The sequence below is a fragment of the Pedobacter sp. UC225_65 genome, from assembly GCF_042698365.1.
Taxonomy (GTDB): domain Bacteria; phylum Bacteroidota; class Bacteroidia; order Sphingobacteriales; family Sphingobacteriaceae; genus Pedobacter.
Genome location: NZ_CP170550.1, coordinates 195206 through 218511 on the forward strand (window position 1 = coordinate 195206; position 23306 = coordinate 218511).

Genomic DNA, 23306 nt, shown 5'->3' on the forward strand with positions numbered 1-23306 from the left:
ATTATAGCGCAAAATAAAGTTATTAATTACAAATATATAAATATTAATAAAGCTATTTATACGCTTGATTTACTTTTAGTTAATCTGAACCAATTAATTATTGATTCAATTGTTTTTAGAATGCTTTTGGCGAAAAACCTATATTTGTTCAAAATATAAATGTTATGCAAGAAATCAAGAAATATGTTGAAGACAACAAGCAACGCTTTTTAGATGAGTTGTTTGAATTGTTACGTTTTCCATCGGTTAGTGCCGATCCAAAATACAAAGGAGATGTGTTAAAAACTGCTGATTTTGTAGCTCAAAAGCTGAAAGATGCAGGTGCCGACAAAGTTGAGATCTGTGAAACAGCAGGATATCCAATCGTTTATGGAGAGAAGATCGTTGATGCGAGCTTGCCAACCGTTTTGATCTACGGACATTATGATGTGCAGCCACCTGATCCACTTGAATTATGGAAAACTCCACCATTCGAACCAACGGTTCGCGATGGTAAGATATATGCTCGTGGTGCTTGCGATGACAAAGGCCAGTTCTACATGCACGTAAAAGCTTTCGAATTGATGATGAAAACCAATACTTTGGCTTGCAACGTTAAATTTATGATCGAGGGTGAAGAAGAAGTAGGCTCTGCAAACCTTGGTATTTTTGTGAAAGCCAATGCAGAAAGGCTGAAAGCAGATGTGGTATTGATTTCTGATACCTCGATGATCAGCATGGAAAACCCGTCTATCGAAACCGGTCTACGTGGTTTAGCTTATATGGAAGTTGAAGTAGTAGGACCGAACCGAGACTTACACTCTGGTGTATATGGTGGTGCAGTGGCAAACCCTGCTACGATTTTATGTAAGATGATTGCTTCGCTACACGACGAAAACAACCACATTACCATTCCAGCATTTTACGATAAAGTAGTTGAGCTAACCGAAGAAGAGAAAAAAGCATTGAATGCTGCTCCTTTCGACTTAACAGAATATAAAGAAGACCTTGATATCAAGGCCGATTGGGGCGAAAAAGGATACAGTACTTTAGAACGTACCGGTACAAGACCAACTTTAGAAGTAAACGGAATTTGGAGTGGTTACATTGGTGAAGGTGCAAAAACCGTATTGCCAAGCAAAGCCAATGCTAAAATCTCGATGCGTTTGGTTCCAAACCAAAGTTCTGATGAGATTTCTGAAATTTTCACCAAACATTTCGAAAGTATTGCTCCAGATTATGTGAAAGTAAAAGTTACGGCACATCATGGTGGCGAACCTGTGGTAACGCCAACTGATAGCGTTGCTTACCGTGCTGCAGAAAAAGCAATTGAAGATAGTTTTGGTAAAAAACCTATCCCAACACGTGGTGGTGGTAGCATTCCAATTGTAGCTTTATTTGAAGATGTTTTAGGTATCAAATCGGTATTGTTTGGTTTTGGTTTAGACAGCGATGCGCTACACTCGCCAAATGAAAAGTATGATATCTATAACTATTACAAAGGCATCGAAACTTTGCCATTGTTCCATAAATATTATGCTGAATTGAGTAAATAAGCATTTTTATCCTTTCGGATATATCAAATGAAGAGAGAAGTCTGCCCAATAGATTTCTCTCTTTGTTCGAAAGGACGTTTTTATTGGGTATTTTTATCAAATGCCAGCCAGGAAACGAAAACCATCCCGAAAAAAGACCAAAGGACTGTCTACAACACTCAAGTTTGTAATGGCAGGTGTGGTATTGGTGCTTTTATCACCATTTTACTACGGTTATGTTTTAAAAGTAGCTTCCTCAACATGGTTTTGGCTGCGCCACCCTAACGAAGACAAAAACTACCGAACATACGAAAGCTATGACATCAAAATTCCTAAAAAATATACCATTCATGGCATTGATGTTTCTTATTACCAAGGCAAGATCGATTGGCAAAAAGTAAAGGCAATGAAAGAAGATGGGGTGGCAGTTGATTTTGCATTTATCAAGGCCACCGAAGGCGTGTTGAATGTAGACCCCTATTTTCAGCGCAATTGGCGCGAAGCTCCGAAAGCTGGTTTAAAGGTAGGTGCCTATCACTTTTTTAGACCTAAAAGATCAGGCCTGTGGCAAGCCAACTTTTTTTTACAAACGGTTAATATAGAAAAAGGTGATTTACCCCCAGTAGTTGACATTGAAAGTTTAGATGGTGTTTCGCCAGACAAGATGCGAAAAGAACTCAATGCCTTTATTATCCAGATCGAAGTAAAAACTAAAGTTAGACCAATCATCTATTCGGGACTGAAGTTTTATCAGGACCATTTAATGGGTTATTATGAAGGCTATCCTTTTTGGGTAGCACATTACCACCAGCCTAAATTAAAAATACCTTCAAATGCATGGAAGTTTTGGCAACATTCTGATAAGGCAAGGATCAATGGCATTAACCACGTTGTAGACTTTAATGCATTTAATGGAGACAGTTTGCAATTCCAACAACTATTGGTGCAATAAAAAAAAGTCTACCATTAATTTGGTAGACTTTTTATTCGTTTAAATCAAACAATAGTGCTTATTTGTTCAATGCGGTATATTCTGGGAAAACGATTGGTTTGGTCTCAGTTTTTACTGCACTAAATCTTTCCATTGTTATTTTAGATAACTTGTCCATGGCAACAACATGTGTACCTGTTGAACCTTGTAATCTTAATTCAGAAGCACCGATCAAAGAAGTATATAAACCTGTTGTTGTAGAATTGATATCGGCTTTAGCGTTGTCTTTTAAGAAAATCTGAAGATAATCTAGCTTTAAAGCATCATTGGTTTCTATTACTGCATTTCCAGAAGCATCAATTCTATAGATTTCATCAACATATACAGTGATTTTAGCATTTTCTGTACTGTTTTTGGTGTCTATTAACAAAGAACTTCCAACTTGTTTAACATGTACGTAAGCATCGTTCTCTTTTTTGTATAAGGTTTTCGATTTCGGCGACTGAACTAAAGTAACTTCTACATTGCCAGTAACAATTACTTTTTTAATTGAGGTCACATCTACTGCATTTGCAGAAACAGTTTTTACTACTGGTGTGTAAGCGTAAACAGTTGATGTTGAAACCACTACAGTCATTAGTGACGCAGCGATTAGTGATTTGATTGAAGTTTTCATAACCATAATATAATTTGTGTGGATTTGTAGATAAGACGCTCCGATTTAAAAAAAGTTGCACCAAATCTTCCCTTTTATACCAAAATATTATAATTATCGACGAACTCCCTTTTATCCTAGACGAAAATAATTTAACAAAAACTAAAAAATTAGGTTTATTAAATTACTGTCTTGGAATTGTTAAAATATTGTTATGATTCTTAACTAATTATCCACTGTTCGCAACCTTTTAGAAAGGCTGGGTCTGCATCTGCGCCAATACCCGGACTATCAGGCACACTTAAGAAATAACCATCGTAACTCAGCCCACCAATTACAGGATCAACCAAGTGACCAAGTAGGCAGGTGTCCAAGTCAAAAAATACAACATTAGGACTCGCCAAGGCAAAATGCAAATTGGCAGTTAAAGCAATCCTACTTTCTAACATGCTACCAATCATACATTTTACGCCATGTTGCAAAGCCTCCTCATGAATTTTTTGCGCCTCTAAAATTCCTCCAGATTTGGCAAATTTGATATTCAGATATTCACAGGCTTTGTTGTTGATCAATCTTCTAGCGTCGTGATGGTTGTAGCAGCTTTCATCGGCCATAATTTTGATCTTCGAGTTTAAGGCCAGTTCTGGCAGCTGGTCATCAAACCAAGTGCGCATAGGCTGCTCACAGAACTCTATTTGCTGGCTCTCTAGTGCTCCAAGGGCAAAAAGTGCATCATCAAAACTCCAACCTTGGTTGGCATCTAATCGTAAGATCATCTCATTGCCCACAGCGGCCCTGATCTGTTTTACTCTTTCAATATCTTCGTGTACCTTTTTACCTAGCTTGATCTTGATGATTCTACATCCATTTTTTTGATGCTTAAGCGCTGTCAAGGCCATTCCTTCGGGCGTATCAATGCCAATGGTCATGTCAGTTTCAATCGTTCGTTTGTGTCCACCTAAAAACTGGTATAAAGGTAGTTTCGCATTTTTTGCAGCAATATCAAATAACGCCATATCAAAGGCACTTTTAATGGTTGCATTATGGTCTGCATAATTCAATAGATCTTGCATACGCTCAGGAATCTCTAAAGGGTTTTTCCCTTTCCAGATCTGGGCAAAATCTTTGGCCATAGCCAAACAGGTCTCTTGCGTTTCGCCTACGATCATCGGAAAAGCAGAACATTCGCCTGTACCGTAGATACCAGCATCGGTATGAATCCTGATCAATACATTTTGGGCAAAATGCATGGTGCCAGTAGCAATTACAAATGGTTCCATCGGAATGCTAAAGCGATATATTTCGGTATGGGTAATTTTCATTTCTGGTTTGGATAATGGATGGTCAGCTTAAGAATGCTAAAGTAAAAAACAATAATTAATCTTAATAGGTATTTAGTAATTAATAACTTTGTTGTGATGGCGTACATCTCCAATTGCCACTTACAACACACTAAATAAAACCACAAAAATGTCAGCAGAACCAAATGACCTTATCCACGCTTCCTCACCTTATTTATTGCAGCATGCCTATAATCCTGTACAATGGCACGAGTGGGGCCCAGCAGCGCTGGCTTTGGCCAAAGCAGAAAATAAGCTGATTTTGGTCAGTATTGGGTATTCGGCCTGTCATTGGTGCCATGTAATGGAACACGAGAGTTTTGAAGACTTTGAAGTGGCCGAGGTAATGAACAAGAATTTTGTGTGTATCAAAGTTGACCGGGAAGAGCGACCAGATATTGACCAGATCTATATGTTGGCCGTGCAGCTGATGAACGGAAATGGGGGATGGCCCTTGAATGCAATTTGTTTGCCAGACCAAAAACCGGTATATGGCGGTACCTATTTTAGAAAAAACGATTGGATCAGCATCCTGCTTAATATTGCCGATCTTTGGAAAAATGAGCCAGAAAAAGCCAAAAACTATGCCGAACGTTTAAGCGAGGGCATCCAACAGGCAGAAAAGATTATTCCATCAACAACGCAGATTACTTTCGACCAATCTCATTTAACAGAGATGATCGAACCTTGGAAACGTCATTTCGACATTACTGAAGGGGGATATAACCGTTCGCCTAAATTTCCACTGCCCAATAACTGGAGCTTTTTGTTGCGTTATAGTTTCTTAACACCAGACGAGGCTTCCTTTACTGCGGTTTGTACCACCTTAGAAGCCATGGCGATGGGTGGCATTTATGATCAGATCGGAGGAGGTTTTGCCCGTTATTCGGTGGATGACAAATGGCATGTGCCACACTTCGAAAAAATGCTGTATGACAATGCCCAACTGATCGATCTGTATGCTGAAGCTTACCAATGCTTAAAATTTGAACCTTTTAAACAAGTAATTGAAGAAACCATTAACTGGGTATATAGAGAGATGACTGCCGAAAATGGACTTTTCTATTCGGCTTTAGATGCCGATAGTGAAGGTGTTGAAGGTAAGTTTTATGTTTGGGACAAAACTGCATTTGATGAGGTTTTAGGTGATGATGCAGTTTTGATGGGTGATTATTTTAATGTAACTGCAGCGGGCAATTGGGAAGAAGAAGAAACCAATATCTTGAGAAGAACAATCCAAGATGAAGATTTCATAGCTAAACATAGTATTGATGAAGAGATGCTTCACCAAAAAGTGAAATCGGCCAAAGCAAAACTATTGGCGGAAAGAAGCAAAAGGATCAGACCTGGATTGGACGATAAATGTTTGACAGCTTGGAACGCGATGATGATCAAAGCTTTGGCAAATGCATCACTGGTTTTAGATGAGCAAAGCTATTACAACAGTGCCAAAAAAGCTGCTGAATTTATCTTGCATCACCTTAGGGCAATAGATGGAGGTTTGTATCGCAATTATAAAAACGGTAAAGCGAATATCCAAGGGTTTTTAGACGATTATGCTTTTATAATCGATGCCTTGATTGCATTATATGAAGCAGACTTTAACGAAAAATGGTTGGTTGAAGCCAAAAAATTGACTGATCATGTATTGGCTAATTTTAATGATCCAATAAATGACATGTTCTTTTATACTGCGAGCAATGGCGAAGAGCTGATTGCCCGTAAGCATGAGGTAATGGACAATGTAATTGCTGCTTCCAATTCTGTGATGGCCCAAAACCTCCAAAAGCTGGGGCTTTTTTATGATGAGGAAAGCTATCGCGAAAAAGCAGCTGCAATGCTAAGTTCGGTATTGCCTAGGATCAAGGCTTATGGCTCGGCCTATTCCAACTGGTGTATCCAATTGTTAAATGAGGTTCACGGAATTAATGAAATTGCAGTAGTGGGAAATGACATCAAAAGCACCAAAAAAGACCTGAGTAAATTCTATATTCCCAACAAAATTACATTGGGCGGAACAAAAAGTGAACTCCCTTTGTTAAAAGATAAGGAAAGCGAACAAACAAAGATTTATATTTGCCGAAATAAAACTTGCCAACTGCCAGTACATACGGTTGCCGAGGCAGTGAAATTATTAAATTAAACCATTAAGAATGAATATTAATTCGAACACAGTAGTGTCTATAACTTATGAACTACACACTACTACTCCAGAAGGTCAGCAAGTTTTTGTTGAAAAAGCAAATGAAGAACAGCCATTAGTGTTCTTGTTTGGTGTAGGTATGATGTTACCTAAATTTGAAGAACATTTACAAGGCCTACAAGCAGGTGATGAATATAGCTTTGAGCTTTCTCCTGCAGATGGTTACGGTGAAATTGATGCAACTGCACACGTTGATCTACCAATCGATATGTTTAAAGAAGCAGGTGGTGAGTTGCCACAGGTTGGAGATGTTATTCCGTTGCAAGACAACCAAGGTAACCAATTCCGTGCTGGTGTTACTGGTGTTCACGAAGCGCACATCTCTGTCGATCTAAACCACCCAATGGCTGGTAAAAACTTGATCTTCGCTGGTAAAGTATTATCTGTACGCGAAGCTAATGCAGATGAATTGAGCCATGGCCATGCGCACGGTGCAGATGGTCACGCAGGTCACTAATTATATAAAATGACATAAAAACCCCGATAGCTTTAAAAGTTATCGGGGTTTTGTTTTTGGTGTCCATCTGTTATGATTACTTATTTCTTGCTACACTTCTCACAAACTCCGTAGGCAATCAAATTCAAGGATTGTGTTTCAAATCCTTTTGGAATATCGATTGGAGGTACTTTTATGCTCAAACAATAGATTTTGCTGCAATTGGTGCAATTGAAATGCACATGCTCATCGTGATGGTGATGCGCCGTACAAGCAGAAGAGCAGATGGCATAATTTGCCGTACCATTGAGGTCAATGATGCGGTGTAAGATCCCATTGTCTTCGTACGTATTCAAAATACGGTACAAAGTTACCCTGTCAATCTCCTTACCTAGCTTTTTTTCTAGCTCTGGCTGAGAAATTGCAGCAGAATCTGAAGCAATCTCCTCCAAAACACGAACCCTTTGTCTGGTGTTCTTGAGCTGATGCTGTTTTAAAATTTCAATTGGATCTGCGGTTAATGTCATTTATAAAGCCTTTCCAGCGGTTAAACTAATCGGTGGATTATCCATCGCATTAGCAGTACTCAATTTTAATGTTCCTTTGATTTTTACCGTTTGATAGGTAAACTTGATTGGTTCTACCAATTCTACCAATACCATGATCGGAACGCCATTTTTACCACAAAAGAAACATTGATTAATAGGTAACGTAGAAAGCATAAATTTGGTCTGTTTCATGCCGTCTTTGATCGGAACGATATAACCTTCCAACTCAAAAGGTTTATTTGCATGTTTTTTGATCTCATTGCCAAAAATCGCATACATCTCTGTGTCTTTAACAGTTTTAAAGTCTACACTGCCAATAACATCCCAGTTTTCTGAAATGATTTGGTCGTTAGGGTCGTGTTGTGCCTTGGCCGAGAAGCCAAAACCTGCAAGGATCAAAAGGATAAAGCTTAGTTTTTTCATCAGATTATTAATTTATTTTTCCGGTTGTTTTATTGTTGTTCAAGAGCATTATGCTCAAGGTTTCATTATTTATTAGTTTTTCGCCAATATTTTAGAAATATTAGAACGATAAGCCTGCAATGCAGGGATGATAGAAGCAAATATACCAATACCTAAACCAGCAAGCAAGAGGTAAGTTTCGGTAGGAATGAAGATCAGTCCAGTTAGTTTGGCCTGACTACTTTCTTGGTAATGCCCAATCAACTGCAATGCCAAATGCCCTAAACCTACCCCAATCAGCGTGCCTACTATGGTCAATACCAAGCCCTCTAGGATTGACGATCATAAATAGTTTTGTTCGAGATGCACCCAAGGTTCGCATGATGGCCAGATCGTAGTTGCGCTCTTTTAAAGAATTGTAAAGGTTTACAAACACACTAATGGCGGCAATAAACATGATCAAAATGGCAAACCATTGTAAAGTATCAACACCTACACCAATCAAAGAGAAAAGTCTGGTGCTTTCCATTGCTGGTGATGCAGATTGTAGGCTCGTCATTTGATTGACCATACGTGGGAACATGGCTACCGACATTGGCGAACGGTATTGGATCAATAATGAAGTGATTTCCCTGTTGCTGATTTCTGTACTTTCATGGTGTTCTTCATGGGCCTCACCAGGTTTATGCTCATCTTCAGGTTCATGCATTTTCCATACACTGGCCACATTGGTTAAGATCAGGTTATCGGTAACATTGCCTTGTGGAGCCAAAATACCCACAACTTTATAGGCATGGCTCTTGTGTACATCAGAATTGTTGGTTAAACCATGCGCCCCAAAAAAAGTATCACCTACTTTTAGGTTTTGTTCTTTGGCAACAGTTGTACCAATGGTAGCTTCAAGGTCGGCTGACCAAAACTTGCCACTTTGTACTTTTAGCCCATAAAGACTAACATAGTTGCTGTCTGTTCCAACAATTCTTACCCCATTGTAGTTATCGCCCAAGGCTAGGGGAGTGGCTCGTTTTACAAAAGGGTTATGAGACAGTTCATTGGCTTCTTTTAAAGGAATGTTTCCCGTTGGGAAATCAATATAATAGATACTGCTCAATATCAGTTGCAAGGGACTTCCTTTTGCACCTACTACCAAGTCGATATCTTTTGAGTTGTTGTTGAGCTTATTTTCGATCTGCGTAGAAGCCAATAACAAAATAGTAAGGATGCCGGTTCCAAATGCAATCAACATGATGTTTAAACCCGATGACAAAGGTTTAGAGATCAAACTTTTCCAGCTAATTTTTAATGGGCTCATGCTAAATCGTAAGTATGTGTAAATGCATCTTTAACTCTTTTATCGTGGGTGGCCACCACCAATGTGGCTTGGTTTAAACCAGACTGTTGCATCAATAATTCTAAAACAGCAGCAGCGTTTTTATCGTCCAAACTAGAAGTAGGTTCGTCTGCAATCAATAAAGCAGGTTTGTTGATCACTGCCCTGGCGATAGAAACACGTTGCAATTGACCTTGGCTCAATTCTTTTGGATAAGCATTCTTTTTATGACTGATATCCAAGGATTTCAATACCTCATCAATCCTTTCATGGTTTTCTGGCAAGTGGGCAAAGCTTTGGGCCAACAACAGATTTTCAGCTATGGTCAAGCTCTTGATCAAATGTGGCCTTTGAAAAATAATCCCAATGTTTCTGCCCCTAAACTGATCAAGGTTTTTAGAAGAGAGCGTATAGATCGAAGTATCACTGATTTTTACTTCCCCTTGTTTTGGTTTTAAGATACCCGTTAAAATGTGCAATAAAGTTGTTTTCCCACTACCAGATTCGCCCAATAACAACCATTGCTCACCATCGTTGATCTGCCAGTCTTTGAAACTGATCTGCTGTGTGCCGTTATAACTATGTGCTACAGATTTGATTGAAATCATTTTTTATCTTTTGATGTGACTTTTGAGGTATTTCATATAAATTTCTTTGGCATTGGGCTTTGTATGCTTACAGCCATTGTTTAAAGTGCAGATACAGATCAAAGCACTTAACATTACTAATTTCTTTCTCATCATTAGCTGTTACAAATTTAGGATATGCAATTGAATTGCATTAAATTTAGTGTAAAGGATTTGCTACTCCGTTATATTTATTAGTTTTGGCTATGGTTGTGGTGGCACGATTTCATCAAACGCCAGTTGATCATATGGGCCAACGCCAATACCAATCCTCCGATAGGAATCAGAAAACTTTCAAGGTCTTCTAACCAAAAATGACCAATAGCTATAATTGCAAAACCACTTAAAAGCACAAATATGGGCATTAAGTTTTTGTGTTTAGGGTAAGATCGGCTTAAAGAATAACAGCCCAAAAAGACAGAAATACAGATCATGGTAATTTCTACCCAGATATTGGCTAAAAACTCGAGCCCCAGTAATGGTAATGAGGTAATGATCAAGGGTAGAGCGGCACAGTGTACAGCGCAGGCAACGGCTGCAGTAATACCGAGCCGATCAATTTGTGAATGTGATAAAATTTTCATGTCACAAATATAAATGCAATTTAGTTGCATTTAATAAAAAAGTTTATTTATATTTGAACTTCATTATTTAGTTAAGTACAACAGCACTTGTAACGGTTTTTTCATCAGGGCCTTTACAGTGCTGTTTGGCGTTATTACCTATCTATAGTAAATTTTGTTTCAAAGATTAGGGTACTCTCCACATTGCGCCCGTTTAACTTTGCCGCTGTAAACTCAAAGTCTTCGGGTTTTAATTTTTTAAGGTCAACTTGCTGTAGTTTATTGATTTTATTGTTACCAACCTTGATTTCATATTTAACAAGCCTGCCATTGCGATCGATATTAAAAATAAAGGACAGTAGATATTCTCCATTGCTGTTTTGTAACTGATATGGCATGATGTATTGCTTTAATAGGTACATCAATGCATAATTGGTGCCGCCAATTTTTGCAGGATAAACAATCCTGTCGCCTTCTTTTAAAGAATCGATTTCAAACCTGATCTTTTCATGTGGCAAGTTATACTCCATCCTTTTGATACTGTAATTGTAGATCTGCTCTAAAGTATCGCCCTCCTTAAAGAATTGCCATCTGCCTATCCGCTCTCCATCTTTATATAAACCTTTGGCCACGATCTTCTTTCCATTCTGTATGCGTGCTTCGCCGTTCTTTACCCCTTTTTTTGATTTAAGTTCTGTAGCGTGTTCTACAAAGCCGCCGCGGATTAACCGATAATGGGTATGGGTAGAATCACTTTTTTGAGCATGAGCACTTAAGTTGCATAAAATGGATATGCATAAAATCAAGATGGTTTTCATCAGGTTTGTTTGGATAGGTTTCTGATTACAATAATATGTAAAAAGTGGAAAAATAACCAAAAAATCAATCCCAATAAAAAACCCTTTTAGTTTGGCTAAAAGGGTTGCTTTTGTTTATTTATACATTTCTTCTCGAAGTTTGGCTACATCTTCACTGTTGATGTATTCGTCGTAGGTCATCAATTTATCAATTACCCCTTTTGGCGTAATCTCTATCACCCTGTTGGCTACGGTTTCTGTTAAGGCATGATCTCGGGATGTAAATAAGATGGCTCCCTTAAAATCTTTTAGGCCGTTGTTCAATGCGGTGATCGATTCCAAGTCCAAGTGGTTGGTTGGCTCATCAAACAACAACATGTTGGCTTGTTGTAACATCATTCTAGAGAACATGCAACGCATTTTTTCACCTCCAGAAAGAACTTTAACGTTTTTAAGCACTTCTTCTCCAGAGAAAAGCATTCGGCCCAAAAAGCTTCTTACAAACTGTTCGTCAGCATCAGTACCAGAATATTCACGTAACCAATCTACCAGGTTCTCGTCTTTTCCTGCAAAGTATTTAGAGTTGTCGTTAGGCAGGTCGGCAACGCTAATGGTTACCCCAAACTTAAATTCGCCCGTGTAATCAGTATCATTGCCACTCAAAACATCGTAAAATGCAGAAGTAGCCAAACTGTTTTGCGAAAGTACAGCGATCTTATCACCTTTGTTTACCATAAAGGTGATGTCTTTGAACATCACTTCGCCATTTGCAGTTTTTGATAGTTTCTCTACCTGTAAGATCTGGTCGCCGGCTTCACGTCCTAAGTTGTTGAACATGATCGCTGGATATTTACGACTTGAGGCCTTGATTCTCAGAAATATCGATCTTATCTAAAGCTTTTTTACGTGAGGTAGCCTGTTTAGATTTAGAAGCATTTGCACTAAACCTGCGGATAAACTCCTGTAACTCTTTCACTTTTTCTTCCAGTTTCTTGTTCTGGTCGCTACGTTGTTTTAACGCCAACTGACTTGATTCGTACCAGAAAGTATAGTTACCGGTGTAGATGTTCATTTTACTGAAATCGATATCTACAATGTGTGTACAAACGGCATCCAAAAAGTGCCTATCGTGACTTACCACCAATACAATGTTCTGATAATCGGCCAAGAAGTTTTCTAGCCAAGCAATGGTGTCAATGTCCAAGTCGTTGGTAGGCTCATCCAGTAATAAGATATCTGGGTTGCCAAATAAAGCTTGTGCCAATAATACACGTACTTTTTGGTTACCATCTATTTCTTTTAGTAATTTATAGTGTAGGTCTTCTTTAATGCCCAAGTTGCTCAACATGGTAGCAGCGTTGCTTTCCATGTTCCAACCGTCCATTTCTGCAAAAAGGTTTTCCAGTTCGCCTGCACGTTCGCCATCTTTTTCAGAGAAATCCTCTTTCATGTAGATGGCATCTTTTTCCTTCATGATGTCGTACAGTTCCTTATGGCCCATCATTACGGTCTCAATTACCGAAAACTCATCAAATTCATAGTGGTTCTGTTTTAAAACCGCCATGCGTTCGCCAGGTGTAAATGCCACAGTTCCGCTGGTCTGCGAAACATCGCCTGATAAGATTTTAAGGAAAGTAGATTTACCTGCACCATTGGCACCAATTACACCGTAGCAGTTGCCATGTGTAAATTTAAGGTTAACATCTTCAAAAAGAGTACGTTTGCCGTAACGCAGGGATAGGTTAGAAACTGAAATCATATTGCTGAAAAATAAAGTGCAAAGGTAGTTAAAAAGGTTGAGGGTTGAAAGGACGAAGGAAAAAGGTTTTTGAAAAACAGCGGCAGTTTCTCTTGGCAAAAGTAGTCCTGCTTTTTGCTTTACTTTGCCTTCGTTCCTCGGCTTCGTGCCCGCTCCAATCAGGTTTAGCGTACAAAGTTAGGTGCTAAAATTCCACCAGCTAAGGCAACTAAGGCATTTGGCTGAGGTGTAACCAAGGTTACTAAGGTGGTGAAAAAAATCATGTGCCTAATTTGCTTAGGTTAATAGGCTTTGGGTTTAAACCACATAGGTACATAGACCACATAGATAGACTTTTAAACTAAGTGCCCTACGTTTCTATGTAGTCAAGTTTTAAAAGGTTTACCACTTTGAACACTTAAACATTGAGCTGAGGTGTAATTAAGATGGTGAAAAACCATACATCCATGTGGTTAAGTTCATCAACAAAAATTATTATTTTTAGCAGATGGAAAGGGAAATGCTAATTGAGGCCATTAAAACTACTTTAACCAAAACAAAGGTTACGCTATTGACCTATGTGGCAGCAGAAGAAGGTTTTTCGGTTAAGGAGCTGGTCGACCTTACTTTTCATCAAGACGAAAAAATCGCTTTTAGGGCCGCTTGGATCCTAGAGAATATCTATGAACAGCATTTTCACCGCTTTCTGCCTTATGCTACTTATTTTCTGAATCGATTTATCGCACAGCAAAACCTTTCGTGCTGTAGACATTACAGCAAGATCCTAGCTTTGATGACGAGCAAAAGAGCACCTACGGCCATCAAAAATATAATCGACAATTACGAAACTACCGAAATTGTAGCCACTGTATTCGGTTGGCTGATCAATGATCAAATACCTGTAGCCATTAAATCGCACTGTTTAAATGTATTGGCCAATTTGAGCGTCAAGCACGATTGGATCAAAGACGAACTCCTAGAAACCATGGATTTTCTAGTAGATAAGGAAAGCATAGGGTTTTATTCGAAAGTAAAAAAGATCAGGAAGCAGTTGAAGGTTCTTGGTTGATAGTTCTCAGTTTTTAGTTGGCAGTTTTCAGTTTTTAGTTGACAGTTTTCGGTTAATAGTTTTTAGTTGACGGTTTTTAGCTAATGAACCAATGAACTAATGAACCAATGAACTAATGAACCAATGACCAATGAACCAATACCTAGCCATCAAAAAGTAAAATATTTTGATTTATAGGATTTTCGCTTCGGCCATACGCATTGGTCTTTTAACTTTTAATTACTTTTACCACATGAGTACAGCCATTGAAACATTAACAAAGATGATCAAAGGAAGAAGAAGTATTTTTCCTACCAGCTATATCCAAAAAGAAATTCCTACAACAGTTATTGAGCAGATCTTAGAGAGTGCCAATTATGCGCCAACACATAAATTAACGCAACCTTGGCGTTTTGTGGTGATCAGAAAAGAAGCAAAGATCAGATTGGGCCAAACTTTGGGTCAGTTGTATACGGCAACTGTTCCTGCAGAGAAATTTATGCAGAAGAAGTTTGATAGTTTTGCCCAAAAAACTGCCCAGGCGGATTGTATCTTGGCCGTAAATATCCAATTCCATCCAGATAAATTACCCAATTGGGAAGAAATCGCTGCGGTTGCCTGTGCAGTACAGAACATGGCCCTAACTGCCGAAGCCCTAAATGTAGGGGCATATTGGAGCTCGCCACCTTTAATTGATGACCTTGGCGAGTTCTTGGGTCTTGCGGCAAACGAAAAGTGTTTTGGTCTTTTCTATATGGGCTACCATGAAGAAGAACCCCGTGAAGCCAACAGGACACCAATTGCCGATAAAGTAAAATGGCTTGAGCACTAACAATCAACTTATCTTTATTAATTAACGGTTAAATAATTGAAAAATTAACAGCTTGATGCGTAGCATTGCTGTTTAAATTTTGATATATTTAATTGATTAACCAAACACCTATGCAAGAAATAAAATCTTCTTTATACCAACTTTGCCTAAATTTTATTGAAGAGCGAATCCAAACCGCCGAAACTGCTTTGAAACAGGCTCGTGAAGCCAGTAACGATGACACGAAAAGCAGTGCGGGCGATAAATATGAAACCAGTAGGGAAATGATGCAACAGGATATTGATCGTAACAAGCGCCTGCTGATTGATGCCGAGGAAAATCAAAAAGTGTTGACTTCTATCAAAGATACACCTTATTCGGAAACCGCCAGAAACGGCAGTTTGGTATATACCGACCAAGGTAACTTCTATTTAAGCATCAGTGCAGGCCAATTGCATTTGGGTAATGACGTGATCTTTGCCATTTCTGCAGTTTCGCCTATAGGAAAGCTATTGTTGGGTAAACAAAAAGGCAACCAGTTCGATTTTAATGGTAAAAAATACCAGATCAAAGAAGTAGCTTAAGCCTATACACCGTCTAACAACTAATAACGAATCAACGCCGTTACATTTTCAGAAAGCAGGTAGTCCTTTTCGTAAGCAGCCCATTCTTGCTCGGTAATGCCCGATTTTAAGGCATTCCTTTTGAAAAAAGCATAATCTGTAAGCCCTTTAGTATCGGCCAAACAGCTTTTTAGAAAATCGAAGGTTCTTTTTTCGCCGATCAACTGTTCCATACCTCTTAACAATAGGGGGCCATATTTATAGCGATAGTTTCCGTCAACCTGGTTCATGTCTTTAATTGCAGGTAGGGGAATAACTTTATAGTTTTTGAGATTTTGTGTGGCCGCTTTGAAATAATTAGCCCCGAAGCTTTTGCCAAACTTTTCTTCACTTGCTTTAACAGATAGGTACTCTGCCGTAGATTCTAAGAAAAACCACATTAAGGTAGCATTTGGCTGTAACACATTGCCAAAATAATAATGGGCAATTTCGTGGGCAATAAAAGGATAGTCGGTAGAATCTTTAAACTTGCTCTGCTTTTCATCGATCATGGTGCCCATTCTTATACCAGCAAAAGCAATGGTCGGGAAGGTTACAAAACCCCAGCTTCGGCCATTGTTAAACTGCTCTACTGCCTTATGTTCGATAAACACGTTTTTAGTTTGATAAGGTATGCCCAATACTTTATGATAGTATTTTTTCATTTCGGCAATGTTCTGCTCAAATACCTCCAATTGTTTTTTGTTCATGTTGGTGTTTAAAAACAAGGCACTTGCAGTTTGCTGGGTAGCATATTTACCAACAAATAACATCGGTGCTACTGGTATCTTAGACGTGAAACGGGCAATAGGACCATGTTTAGGCAGATCGCCATTCACAAAAATGGTAGCTTCTGCATTGGTACTGACCGTAATGTCGTAAGTGGGTTGTTCGATCTGGCGGTCGTTCTTTACATCATAAAGCACTGGATACCATTTAGATTGGTCGGTAGCCCTTAAAGTTTCACCATTAAAAGCGATCAGACCCTTAAAATCTATAAAATTAAAAGAGTTGTTATAGATTGGAAAAGCCCCTGTATAAGTGATGTGCAGTTGTTTTGGATTGCGGTATACGCTATCCTTTACCTTTGGGGTGTAGGTTAAACCTTCGCCCTTCATCTTTCCATTGTAAAAACCATCGTACCTTAAGGTTCTACCTTCGGCATCTGTAATGGCTTTGATGTTAAAACCCTTATTCAATAAAATTTGATAGTCGTTGCCCATGTCGGGGATGTTGCTTAATACAAAATCGCAGGTGATCTGCCCCGTTGCCATTTTGATTTCTACCTTACCACTTAGATGGGGCACTTGGGCCCAAACAGTCATCGTGTTGCTCAACAACACCAATGCGAATAGCATTTTTTTGATCTTCATTAGTTCTGGAAACTTTTTTTAATGCTATGCATCAGGTTTTTTGCGGTATAAGTACCCGGGTCTATAATACGTCGGATGGTGTATAAGGGATAATGCTCATCCCTTTTGGTAGAGAGGATAAAGGCTGCTTTAAAGCCATGTTCTTTTAGCTTATGTAGCTCAGAAGCTTTAGACACCCCATAAGGATAAGCAAAGTATTCTACTTTTTTACCAGTAATCTCTTCCAGTAATTGGGTAGGTTTATCAATTTGGGTAACCCAGTCTTCGGCAGTAAACTGGGCAAAGTTTTTATGGTCGTACGTATGGCTGGCAATTACATTGCCTTCATCAGAAAGTTGTTTGATCTGCGCTTTGTTCATGTAGGCGATCCTTCCTTTTTTACCTATTGCAACGGTCATGATAAAATAGACCGCTTTAAAACCATGGGCCTTAAGTGTAGGAGCGGCAATGGTAAACTGATCCAGGTCTGTATCATCAAAAGTAAACATGATCGGCTTTTTGGGCAGTTCCTTACCGTAAACCAAATAATCATACAATTGATCTGGCAAAATAGAAGTGTAGCCACTATCGGCAAGCATTTTTACATGTGCCTTAAAGTTTGCAGGCGAAATGATATCGTCGTGTGCCCTTTTCGAATCGCCAGCTTGCCAGTCTCTGATCTGATGGTAACAAAGCACAGGAACCTGTTGACGTGCCAATATCGTTTGGGCATCAGCAGGTTTGGTTCTATTTAAAGTATCCGTCTTGGTGCTATTCGTAGTGGGTGCATTATTGCCCTGCTCTTTTACTGCAGACGAACTACAGGCGCGTAAGGCCAAAGACATCAATAACGCAAATGACAATTTCAGTTTCATAACATGATGTGCAAGAGACTAAAAACTATTTTTAATGCTGTTGCTCAATGTTTTCGGACTCCAATATCCACTTGCAATAATTCTTCTGATCGTAAATAATGGATCTTTCTCGTCACGTTTGGTAGACAATTGGTAGGCCATTCTGAAACCACGTTTTTTAAGTTCAGGGATTCCTTCAGCATTCCAAAGCCCAAATGGATAAGCAAACTCGGTCATTTTTTTACCAGTGATCTCTTCCAAACGTTTGGTTGGTTTGTCTAACTGTTCTTCCCAGTCTTTGCCAGCATATTTTTTAAAGTTCTTATGGTCGTAGGTATGGCTACCGATTACATTGCCCTCGTCAGATAGTTGTTTGATCTGGTCTGCAGACATGTAATCAACAAATTTTCCTTTTTTGCCAATAGATACCGTCATGATAAAATATACGGCCTTGTAACCATACTTTTTTAAAGTGGGGTTAACCACTGTAAACTGGTCAAGGTCGGTATCATCAAAAGTCAACATAATTGGTTTCGATGGCAGTTTGGCACCTGTATTTAGGTAAGCATACAATTGGTCTGGTAAAATGGTATGGTAACCACTATCGGCCAACATCTTGATCTGGTCTTTAAAGTTCTGTATCTCTACAATATAGTCTTTGCCCACCTTACCATCTGTAGGTTTCCAGTTACGTACTTGGTGGTAACATAAGATTGGCACTTGTTTACGGTCTAAAATAGTTTTGGCATCGGCAACCTTGATACCACTTACATCTACCTTTTGTTCGGGCGTTTCGTTGTTTGCCACAACTTTACCTGTACTGTCTGTAGTTGCTGCATCTGTTGCAGATTGTGATTTAGATTGGCAACCAGCTGTTAAAATCAGGGCAGCTGCTATAAGTGATAAGAAATTCTTCTTCATGGTGTGATATTTACTACAAAACTATAAAAAGGGGGTAGATATATGCCATAATTTTTAATTTGTTGATAAAATTAGAACAGTTTAATAACTTATCTCAGGAAAGCAGTACCAGTGGTTTTTCGGTTGAGGTAGTCCCGCCTGCTTGCCGCTGCCATCGGTTTAGCCTACAAAAGACAGTGGCTTTTTTGAATATGCACCCGTCCTAGCTGCATTATCGTTAGTAAATTAAACCTGATTGGAGTGAACACGGAGCCTTTGGCGGAGTAAAGCGGAAAGCAGGACTGTTTTGGCCAAGGGCTACTGATCTTCCATTTTTCAATCCATACAGGTATTTCTTAAGTATAAAATAGATTTTTGCCACTCTAGTTATTTGGAAACATAACCTGTGGTTCTTCAATTGGGGTAGTCCCGTCTTACAAGAGGTAGTAGCATTGAACAAGTTTTTTAGCCTGTTCAAAGCATAAAGCTGGAGTGCAAAATTTCCTATCTTTTTTATTACAATTAAAACAATTATTAACCCCACATTTTAAATAAATTAGGCGTTTTATTAACCATACAAAAATTATCAATGAAGAAACTTTACATCCTGTTGTTTTTTGTTTCGTTAATTGGTTTTAACGCTTTATCGCAAACAAAAACCATCTCATTAACCGAAACAACGCAAGCTCCCGAAAAGGCAAACTATCAAGCTGCCGCACGTTTTTCGCCAAGCAAGCTCAGAAAAATCATTTATTCTACTGCTGTAGACCACATTGGTTAAAGTTGACCAATAGGTTCTGGTACCAATTTGAAACCCCTGCAGGTAAACAATGGTACATTGTAGATCCAGTGTTGAAAAGCAAAAGACCACTTTTTGACCCAGAGAAATTGGCCGCAGAAATTACATTGGTGATCCGTGATCCTTTTGATGCACAACACCTGCCGATCGAGAACCTGAAATTTGCGAAAGATGAAAAAAGCATCAATTTCGAGATCAGAAGTACGATAGAAGAGGTTAAAAAAGACAGAAAAGACAAAAAGGCTGCAGATTCTATGCAGAAAAAAATCTTCTTCTTTAATTACGAACTGGCTTCAAATAAATTAACAGAAGTTAAAAACTACGAAAAACCTAAGGCCAAACCATCATGGGGCTCCGTTGCACCAGATTCGTCGGCTGTGATCTTCTCTCGTAACTATAACCTGTATTGGATGGATAAAGCCAATTACCTAAAAGCGGTTAAAAACGATGAAGATAGTACCATTGTTGAGCATCAATTGACCAAGGATGGTGTTAAATTCTATTCGTACGGCAGTGATGGCGATGGCGAAAACAATGAAGACAACATCAAGAACAATAAAAAAAGAAGAGGAGCCTATGTATTGTGGTCGCCAGATTCGAAATACTTTGTGTTGGATAGAACAGATTCCCGTAAAGTAAAAGATTTGTGGGTAATCAACAGCGTAAGCCCAGGTAGACCAACGTTAGAAACCTATAAATATCAGATGCCAGGTGAAAAAGAATCGCCTATTGACGAATTTGTATTGTTCAACTTTGCTGCAAAAACCTATAAAACCATTAACACTACCGCATTTAAAGACCAAAGTATTTCTACTTGGGGCAAAGAATCGTTGGTAAAGGATAGAGATAACGAATTTAGGCCATCGATCTGGTTGGGCGATAATGAGAAGTTCTATTTTGCGCGTACCAGTAGAGATTTGAAACGTATCGATATCTGTACCATCAATATCCAAACGGGTGCAGTAACCCAATTGATCGATGAGCGTTTCAATACCTATGTGGAGGTGCAACGCCCAGGATTGGTAAATGGAGGTAAAGAGATGATCCATTGGAGTGAGCGCGATGGTTGGGGCCATTTTTACTTGTTTGATGGCAATGGAAAATTGAAGAACCAGATCACTTCTGGTGCATTCCACTGTGAAGGCATTGTAAACATAGACCAAAAAAATCGTGTGCTTTATTTTACGGCCAATGGTAGAGAAGCTAAAGAAGACCCTTATTATCTGCACTTGTACCGCATCAACTTTGATGGTACGGGTATGAAATTGTTGAACAGTGGAGATTTTGACCACGCCGTAAACATGAATGATGAGGCCCAATTTGTGATCAACAATTTTTCTAGGGTAAATACCGTACCTAAGTCGGTGTTGTTAGATAATTTAGGTAACAAGGTAATGGACCTTGAAACTGCGGACCTGTCTTTATTGATGGCTACAGGTTACAAGTTCCCAGAACCGTTTAAGGTAAAAGCAGACGACGGTATCACTGATATCTATGGCGTAATGTACAAGCCATTTAACTTTGATCCTAACAAAAAATATCCGATGATCGAGTATGTATATCCAGGTCCACAAACAGAAGCGGTTAACAAAGCTTTTGGAAGAAGCATGGATAGAATGGACCGTTTGGCACAATTGGGTTATATTGTTATCACGGTAGGTAACAGAGGTGGACACCCTGCACGTTCTAAGTGGTACCATACTTATGGTTATGGAAACCTACGTGACTATGGTTTGGCCGATAAAAAGGCAGCGATTGAGCAATTGGCTGATCGATATCCATTTATTGATGCCGATAGGGTAGGTATTACTGGCCACTCTGGTGGTGGTTTTATGTCTACAGCAGCTTTATTGGTTTACCCAGATTTCTTTAAAGTGGCTGTATCTGCTGCTGGTAACCACGATAACAGCATCTATAACCGTTGGTGGAGCGAAAAACACCATGGTGTAAAAGAGATTGTTTCGGCCAAAGGCGATACAACTTTTAAATATGCAATTGATAAAAACCCTGATCTGGCCAAAAACCTGAAAGGGCATTTATTGTTGATGCATGGTGATATTGACAACAACGTAAACCCTGCCAATTCAATTAGGGTTGCCAATGCTTTGATCAAAGCCGGAAAAAGATTTGATTACATGATTGTTCCTGGTCAACGCCATGGTTTTGGTGATATGACAGAATACATGTTCTGGCGTTTAGCCGATTATTTCAACAATTACCTATTGGGAGATTTCTCAGGATCTTCACAGGTGAACATTGTTGAAATGGACCGCGAAATTGAACGAAAGCAATAGTTGTTGATGGTCCAGCGCTTTTTTACATTGTCATCCTGAGCCCGTCGAAGGATGTTTTGAAAAAGCTTTTATATAGGACTTCGACAAGCTCAGTCTGACAGTATTTTAAATCAACTGATGCATCAGAAAAACTATAATCATACAAAAGGCCTCCAATAGGAGGCCTTTTGTATGTAAAGAGGTTCAGCTACGGTTGACGAACTTTGATTTCAATTGAAGATTAACCTTTGTTAGTTGATGCCAAGTTGAAGTAGGTTTATACCGCATTTAAATCATAAACTTTTAGTTAACCTTTATTTAATGTTTAAATTTGTAGCTCAATACATAGTTATGATAGATACTTCTACACCAAAAAAAATAGCCGAACAAACCGTTTTTCCTATCCTTTTTGCCTTAAGCTTCTCGCACCTTTTAAATGATACCATACAGTCTTTAATTCCTGCTATTTATCCAGTAATTAAAACCAGTTATCATTTGAGTTTTTCCCAAATTGGGCTCATTACCTTAACCTTTCAAATGGCGGCCTCACTTTTTCAGCCTTTTGTGGGTTTGTATACCGATAAAAAACCTCAACCTTACTCCTTAGCCATGGGTATGGGCTTTACGTTGATCGGTCTGGTCACTTTGTCGCTCTCTACCAATTTCTATACCATGCTATTGGCTGTTGCCCTTATTGGTACAGGTTCTTCCATCTTCCATCCTGAAGCTTCGAGAATGGCACATGCGGCCTCTGGGGGTAAACGTGGTTTGGCACAATCTGTTTTTCAGTTGGGCGGTAATGCAGGTAGTTCTTTAGGCCCTTTATTGGCCGCATGGATCATTGTGCCTTATGGCCAGTTTAGTGTAGCTTGGTTTTCGTTGATCGCTTTATTGGCCATCTTGATCTTAACCATTGTGGGCAATTGGTACAAAGGTTACCTGGTGCAGTTAAAAGAACGCACCAAGGTTAAGGCACAAGGGGTAGAAAATTATCTTTCTAAGCAAAAGGTAGTTTTTGCCATTGCGATCTTATTGGTACTGATCTTCTCTAAATATTTTTACATGGCTAGCTTGAGTAGTTATTTTACCTTCTACCTTATAGAAAAGTTTAACGTTTCCGTACAAACATCACAAGTATACTTATTCGTGTTTTTATTTTCTGTTGCGGCTGGTACCTTGGTAGGTGGACCAATAGGCGATAGGATCGGTAGAAAATATGTAATATGGGGTTCTATTTTAGGCACAGCTCCCTTTGCGTTGTTGCTGCCCCATGCCAACTTGTTCTGGACTGGCGTACTGATTGTACCTATCGGGATGATTCTGGCTTCGGCATTTTCAGCTATTTTGGTATATGCCCAAGAGCTTATACCGGGTAAAGTTGGTTTGGTTGCTGGATTGTTTTTTGGTTTTGCCTTTGGCATGGGGGGCATTGGTTCTGCCTTGCTGGGCAAACTGGCCGATGCCACCAGCATTAAACATGTATTTAACATCTGTGCATTTTTACCATTGATCGGTTTGATTACGGGTTTCTTGCCTAACATCAAAAACGAAAAGAAATAAAGTTTTATCCCACTTGGTTCATGT

The 23306-nt window shown here is 39.0% G+C and carries 22 protein-coding genes and 1 pseudogene; 10 read left to right on the top strand and 13 right to left on the bottom strand.

Annotated elements, in window-relative coordinates:
* Positions 1-164 precede the first annotated feature (164 nt).
* Positions 165-1535, top strand: coding sequence for a dipeptidase (locus tag ACFJIZ_RS00980; protein ID WP_379089829.1), 1371 nt, complete (start codon positions 165-167; stop codon positions 1533-1535).
* Positions 1536-1635: 100 nt separating this feature from the next.
* Positions 1636-2466 (top strand): glycoside hydrolase family 25 protein, encoded by an 831-nt coding sequence (locus ACFJIZ_RS00985; RefSeq protein WP_379089831.1) that lies wholly within the window; start codon positions 1636-1638, stop codon positions 2464-2466.
* Positions 2467-2524: 58 nt separating this feature from the next.
* On the opposite strand, the gene ACFJIZ_RS00990 is transcribed toward ACFJIZ_RS00985, so the two are convergent.
* Positions 2525-3121: a GIN domain-containing protein gene (locus tag ACFJIZ_RS00990; protein WP_379089833.1), complete on the bottom strand. Its 597-nt coding sequence runs from the start codon at positions 3119-3121 to the stop codon at positions 2525-2527.
* A gap of 200 nt (positions 3122-3321) precedes the next feature.
* The gene (locus tag ACFJIZ_RS00995) at positions 3322-4422 is read right to left on the bottom strand and encodes a mandelate racemase/muconate lactonizing enzyme family protein (protein ID WP_379089834.1); all 1101 of its coding nucleotides are present in this window, start codon (positions 4420-4422) and stop codon (positions 3322-3324) included.
* Between the two features lie 148 nt (positions 4423-4570).
* Between ACFJIZ_RS00995 and ACFJIZ_RS01000 the strand changes: the two genes are divergently transcribed.
* Together ACFJIZ_RS01000 and ACFJIZ_RS01005 are read left to right on the top strand one after the other, a co-directional pair.
* The gene (locus tag ACFJIZ_RS01000; RefSeq protein WP_379089836.1) at positions 4571-6583 is read left to right on the top strand and encodes a thioredoxin domain-containing protein; all 2013 of its coding nucleotides are present in this window, start codon (positions 4571-4573) and stop codon (positions 6581-6583) included.
* A gap of 10 nt (positions 6584-6593) precedes the next feature.
* The gene (locus tag ACFJIZ_RS01005) at positions 6594-7100 is read left to right on the top strand and encodes a peptidylprolyl isomerase (RefSeq protein ID WP_379089838.1); all 507 of its coding nucleotides are present in this window, start codon (positions 6594-6596) and stop codon (positions 7098-7100) included.
* 80 nt (positions 7101-7180) lie between these two features.
* On the opposite strand, the gene ACFJIZ_RS01010 is transcribed toward ACFJIZ_RS01005, so the two are convergent.
* From ACFJIZ_RS01010 to ACFJIZ_RS01045, 8 genes and pseudogenes are all read right to left on the bottom strand, one after another.
* A complete protein-coding gene (locus ACFJIZ_RS01010) occupies positions 7181-7606 on the bottom strand; it encodes a Fur family transcriptional regulator (protein ID WP_379089840.1) in 426 nt (141 codons plus the stop codon).
* On the bottom strand, positions 7607-8050 hold the full coding sequence (locus tag ACFJIZ_RS01015) for a hypothetical protein (protein ID WP_379089842.1): 444 nt from the start codon (positions 8048-8050) through the stop codon (positions 7607-7609). It lies immediately after the preceding gene.
* A gap of 72 nt (positions 8051-8122) precedes the next feature.
* Complete coding sequence (locus ACFJIZ_RS01020) at positions 8123-8353, bottom strand: FtsX-like permease family protein (protein ID WP_379089844.1); 231 nt, start codon at positions 8351-8353, stop codon at positions 8123-8125.
* On the bottom strand, positions 8268-9341 hold the full coding sequence (locus ACFJIZ_RS01025; RefSeq protein ID WP_379089846.1) for an ABC transporter permease: 1074 nt from the start codon (positions 9339-9341) through the stop codon (positions 8268-8270). Before ACFJIZ_RS01025 ends, ACFJIZ_RS01020 begins: the two co-directional genes overlap by 86 nt.
* Complete coding sequence (locus tag ACFJIZ_RS01030) at positions 9338-9967, bottom strand: ABC transporter ATP-binding protein (RefSeq protein ID WP_379089848.1); 630 nt, start codon at positions 9965-9967, stop codon at positions 9338-9340. Before ACFJIZ_RS01030 ends, ACFJIZ_RS01025 begins: the two co-directional genes overlap by 4 nt.
* Before the next feature lie 212 nt (positions 9968-10179).
* On the bottom strand, positions 10180-10569 hold the full coding sequence (locus ACFJIZ_RS01035; RefSeq protein ID WP_379089850.1) for a MerC domain-containing protein: 390 nt from the start codon (positions 10567-10569) through the stop codon (positions 10180-10182).
* A 134-nt stretch (positions 10570-10703) separates the two neighbouring features.
* Complete coding sequence (locus ACFJIZ_RS01040) at positions 10704-11366, bottom strand: hypothetical protein (protein ID WP_379089852.1); 663 nt, start codon at positions 11364-11366, stop codon at positions 10704-10706.
* A gap of 114 nt (positions 11367-11480) precedes the next feature.
* Positions 11481-13104, bottom strand: a pseudogene (locus ACFJIZ_RS01045) (ABC-F family ATP-binding cassette domain-containing protein).
* Between the two features lie 487 nt (positions 13105-13591).
* On the opposite strand from ACFJIZ_RS01045, the gene ACFJIZ_RS01050 reads away from it, so the two are divergent.
* From ACFJIZ_RS01050 to ACFJIZ_RS01060, 3 genes are all read left to right on the top strand, one after another.
* Positions 13592-14152, top strand: coding sequence for a hypothetical protein (locus ACFJIZ_RS01050; protein WP_379089854.1), 561 nt, complete (start codon positions 13592-13594; stop codon positions 14150-14152).
* 232 nt (positions 14153-14384) lie between these two features.
* Complete coding sequence (locus tag ACFJIZ_RS01055) at positions 14385-14963, top strand: nitroreductase (protein ID WP_379089856.1); 579 nt, start codon at positions 14385-14387, stop codon at positions 14961-14963.
* Between the two features lie 110 nt (positions 14964-15073).
* The gene (locus ACFJIZ_RS01060; protein WP_379089858.1) at positions 15074-15526 is read left to right on the top strand and encodes a 3-oxoacyl-ACP synthase; all 453 of its coding nucleotides are present in this window, start codon (positions 15074-15076) and stop codon (positions 15524-15526) included.
* A 20-nt stretch (positions 15527-15546) separates the two neighbouring features.
* Here the strand turns inward: ACFJIZ_RS01060 and ACFJIZ_RS01065 are convergent, their stop codons facing one another.
* The 3 genes from ACFJIZ_RS01065 to ACFJIZ_RS01075 are packed head-to-tail and all read right to left on the bottom strand — an operon-like array spanning position 15547 to position 18671.
* Complete coding sequence (locus ACFJIZ_RS01065) at positions 15547-16917, bottom strand: M1 family aminopeptidase (RefSeq protein WP_379089860.1); 1371 nt, start codon at positions 16915-16917, stop codon at positions 15547-15549.
* Complete coding sequence (locus tag ACFJIZ_RS01070) at positions 16917-17771, bottom strand: polysaccharide deacetylase family protein (protein WP_379089862.1); 855 nt, start codon at positions 17769-17771, stop codon at positions 16917-16919. Before ACFJIZ_RS01070 ends, ACFJIZ_RS01065 begins: the two co-directional genes overlap by 1 nt.
* Before the next feature lie 18 nt (positions 17772-17789).
* The gene (locus tag ACFJIZ_RS01075) at positions 17790-18671 is read right to left on the bottom strand and encodes a polysaccharide deacetylase family protein (protein ID WP_379089864.1); all 882 of its coding nucleotides are present in this window, start codon (positions 18669-18671) and stop codon (positions 17790-17792) included.
* A 568-nt stretch (positions 18672-19239) separates the two neighbouring features.
* Here ACFJIZ_RS01075 and ACFJIZ_RS01080 point away from each other — a divergent pair.
* The 3 genes from ACFJIZ_RS01080 to ACFJIZ_RS01090 all read left to right on the top strand — a co-directional run bounded on the left by ACFJIZ_RS01080 (position 19240) and on the right by ACFJIZ_RS01090 (position 23282).
* Positions 19240-19431 (top strand): hypothetical protein, encoded by a 192-nt coding sequence (locus tag ACFJIZ_RS01080; RefSeq protein ID WP_379089866.1) that lies wholly within the window; start codon positions 19240-19242, stop codon positions 19429-19431.
* A 2-nt stretch (positions 19432-19433) separates the two neighbouring features.
* A complete protein-coding gene (locus ACFJIZ_RS01085) occupies positions 19434-21743 on the top strand; it encodes a DPP IV N-terminal domain-containing protein (RefSeq protein WP_379089868.1) in 2310 nt (769 codons plus the stop codon).
* 300 nt (positions 21744-22043) lie between these two features.
* Complete coding sequence (locus tag ACFJIZ_RS01090; RefSeq protein ID WP_379089870.1) at positions 22044-23282, top strand: MFS transporter; 1239 nt, start codon at positions 22044-22046, stop codon at positions 23280-23282.
* The last annotated feature ends 24 nt before the right edge of the window (positions 23283-23306 follow it).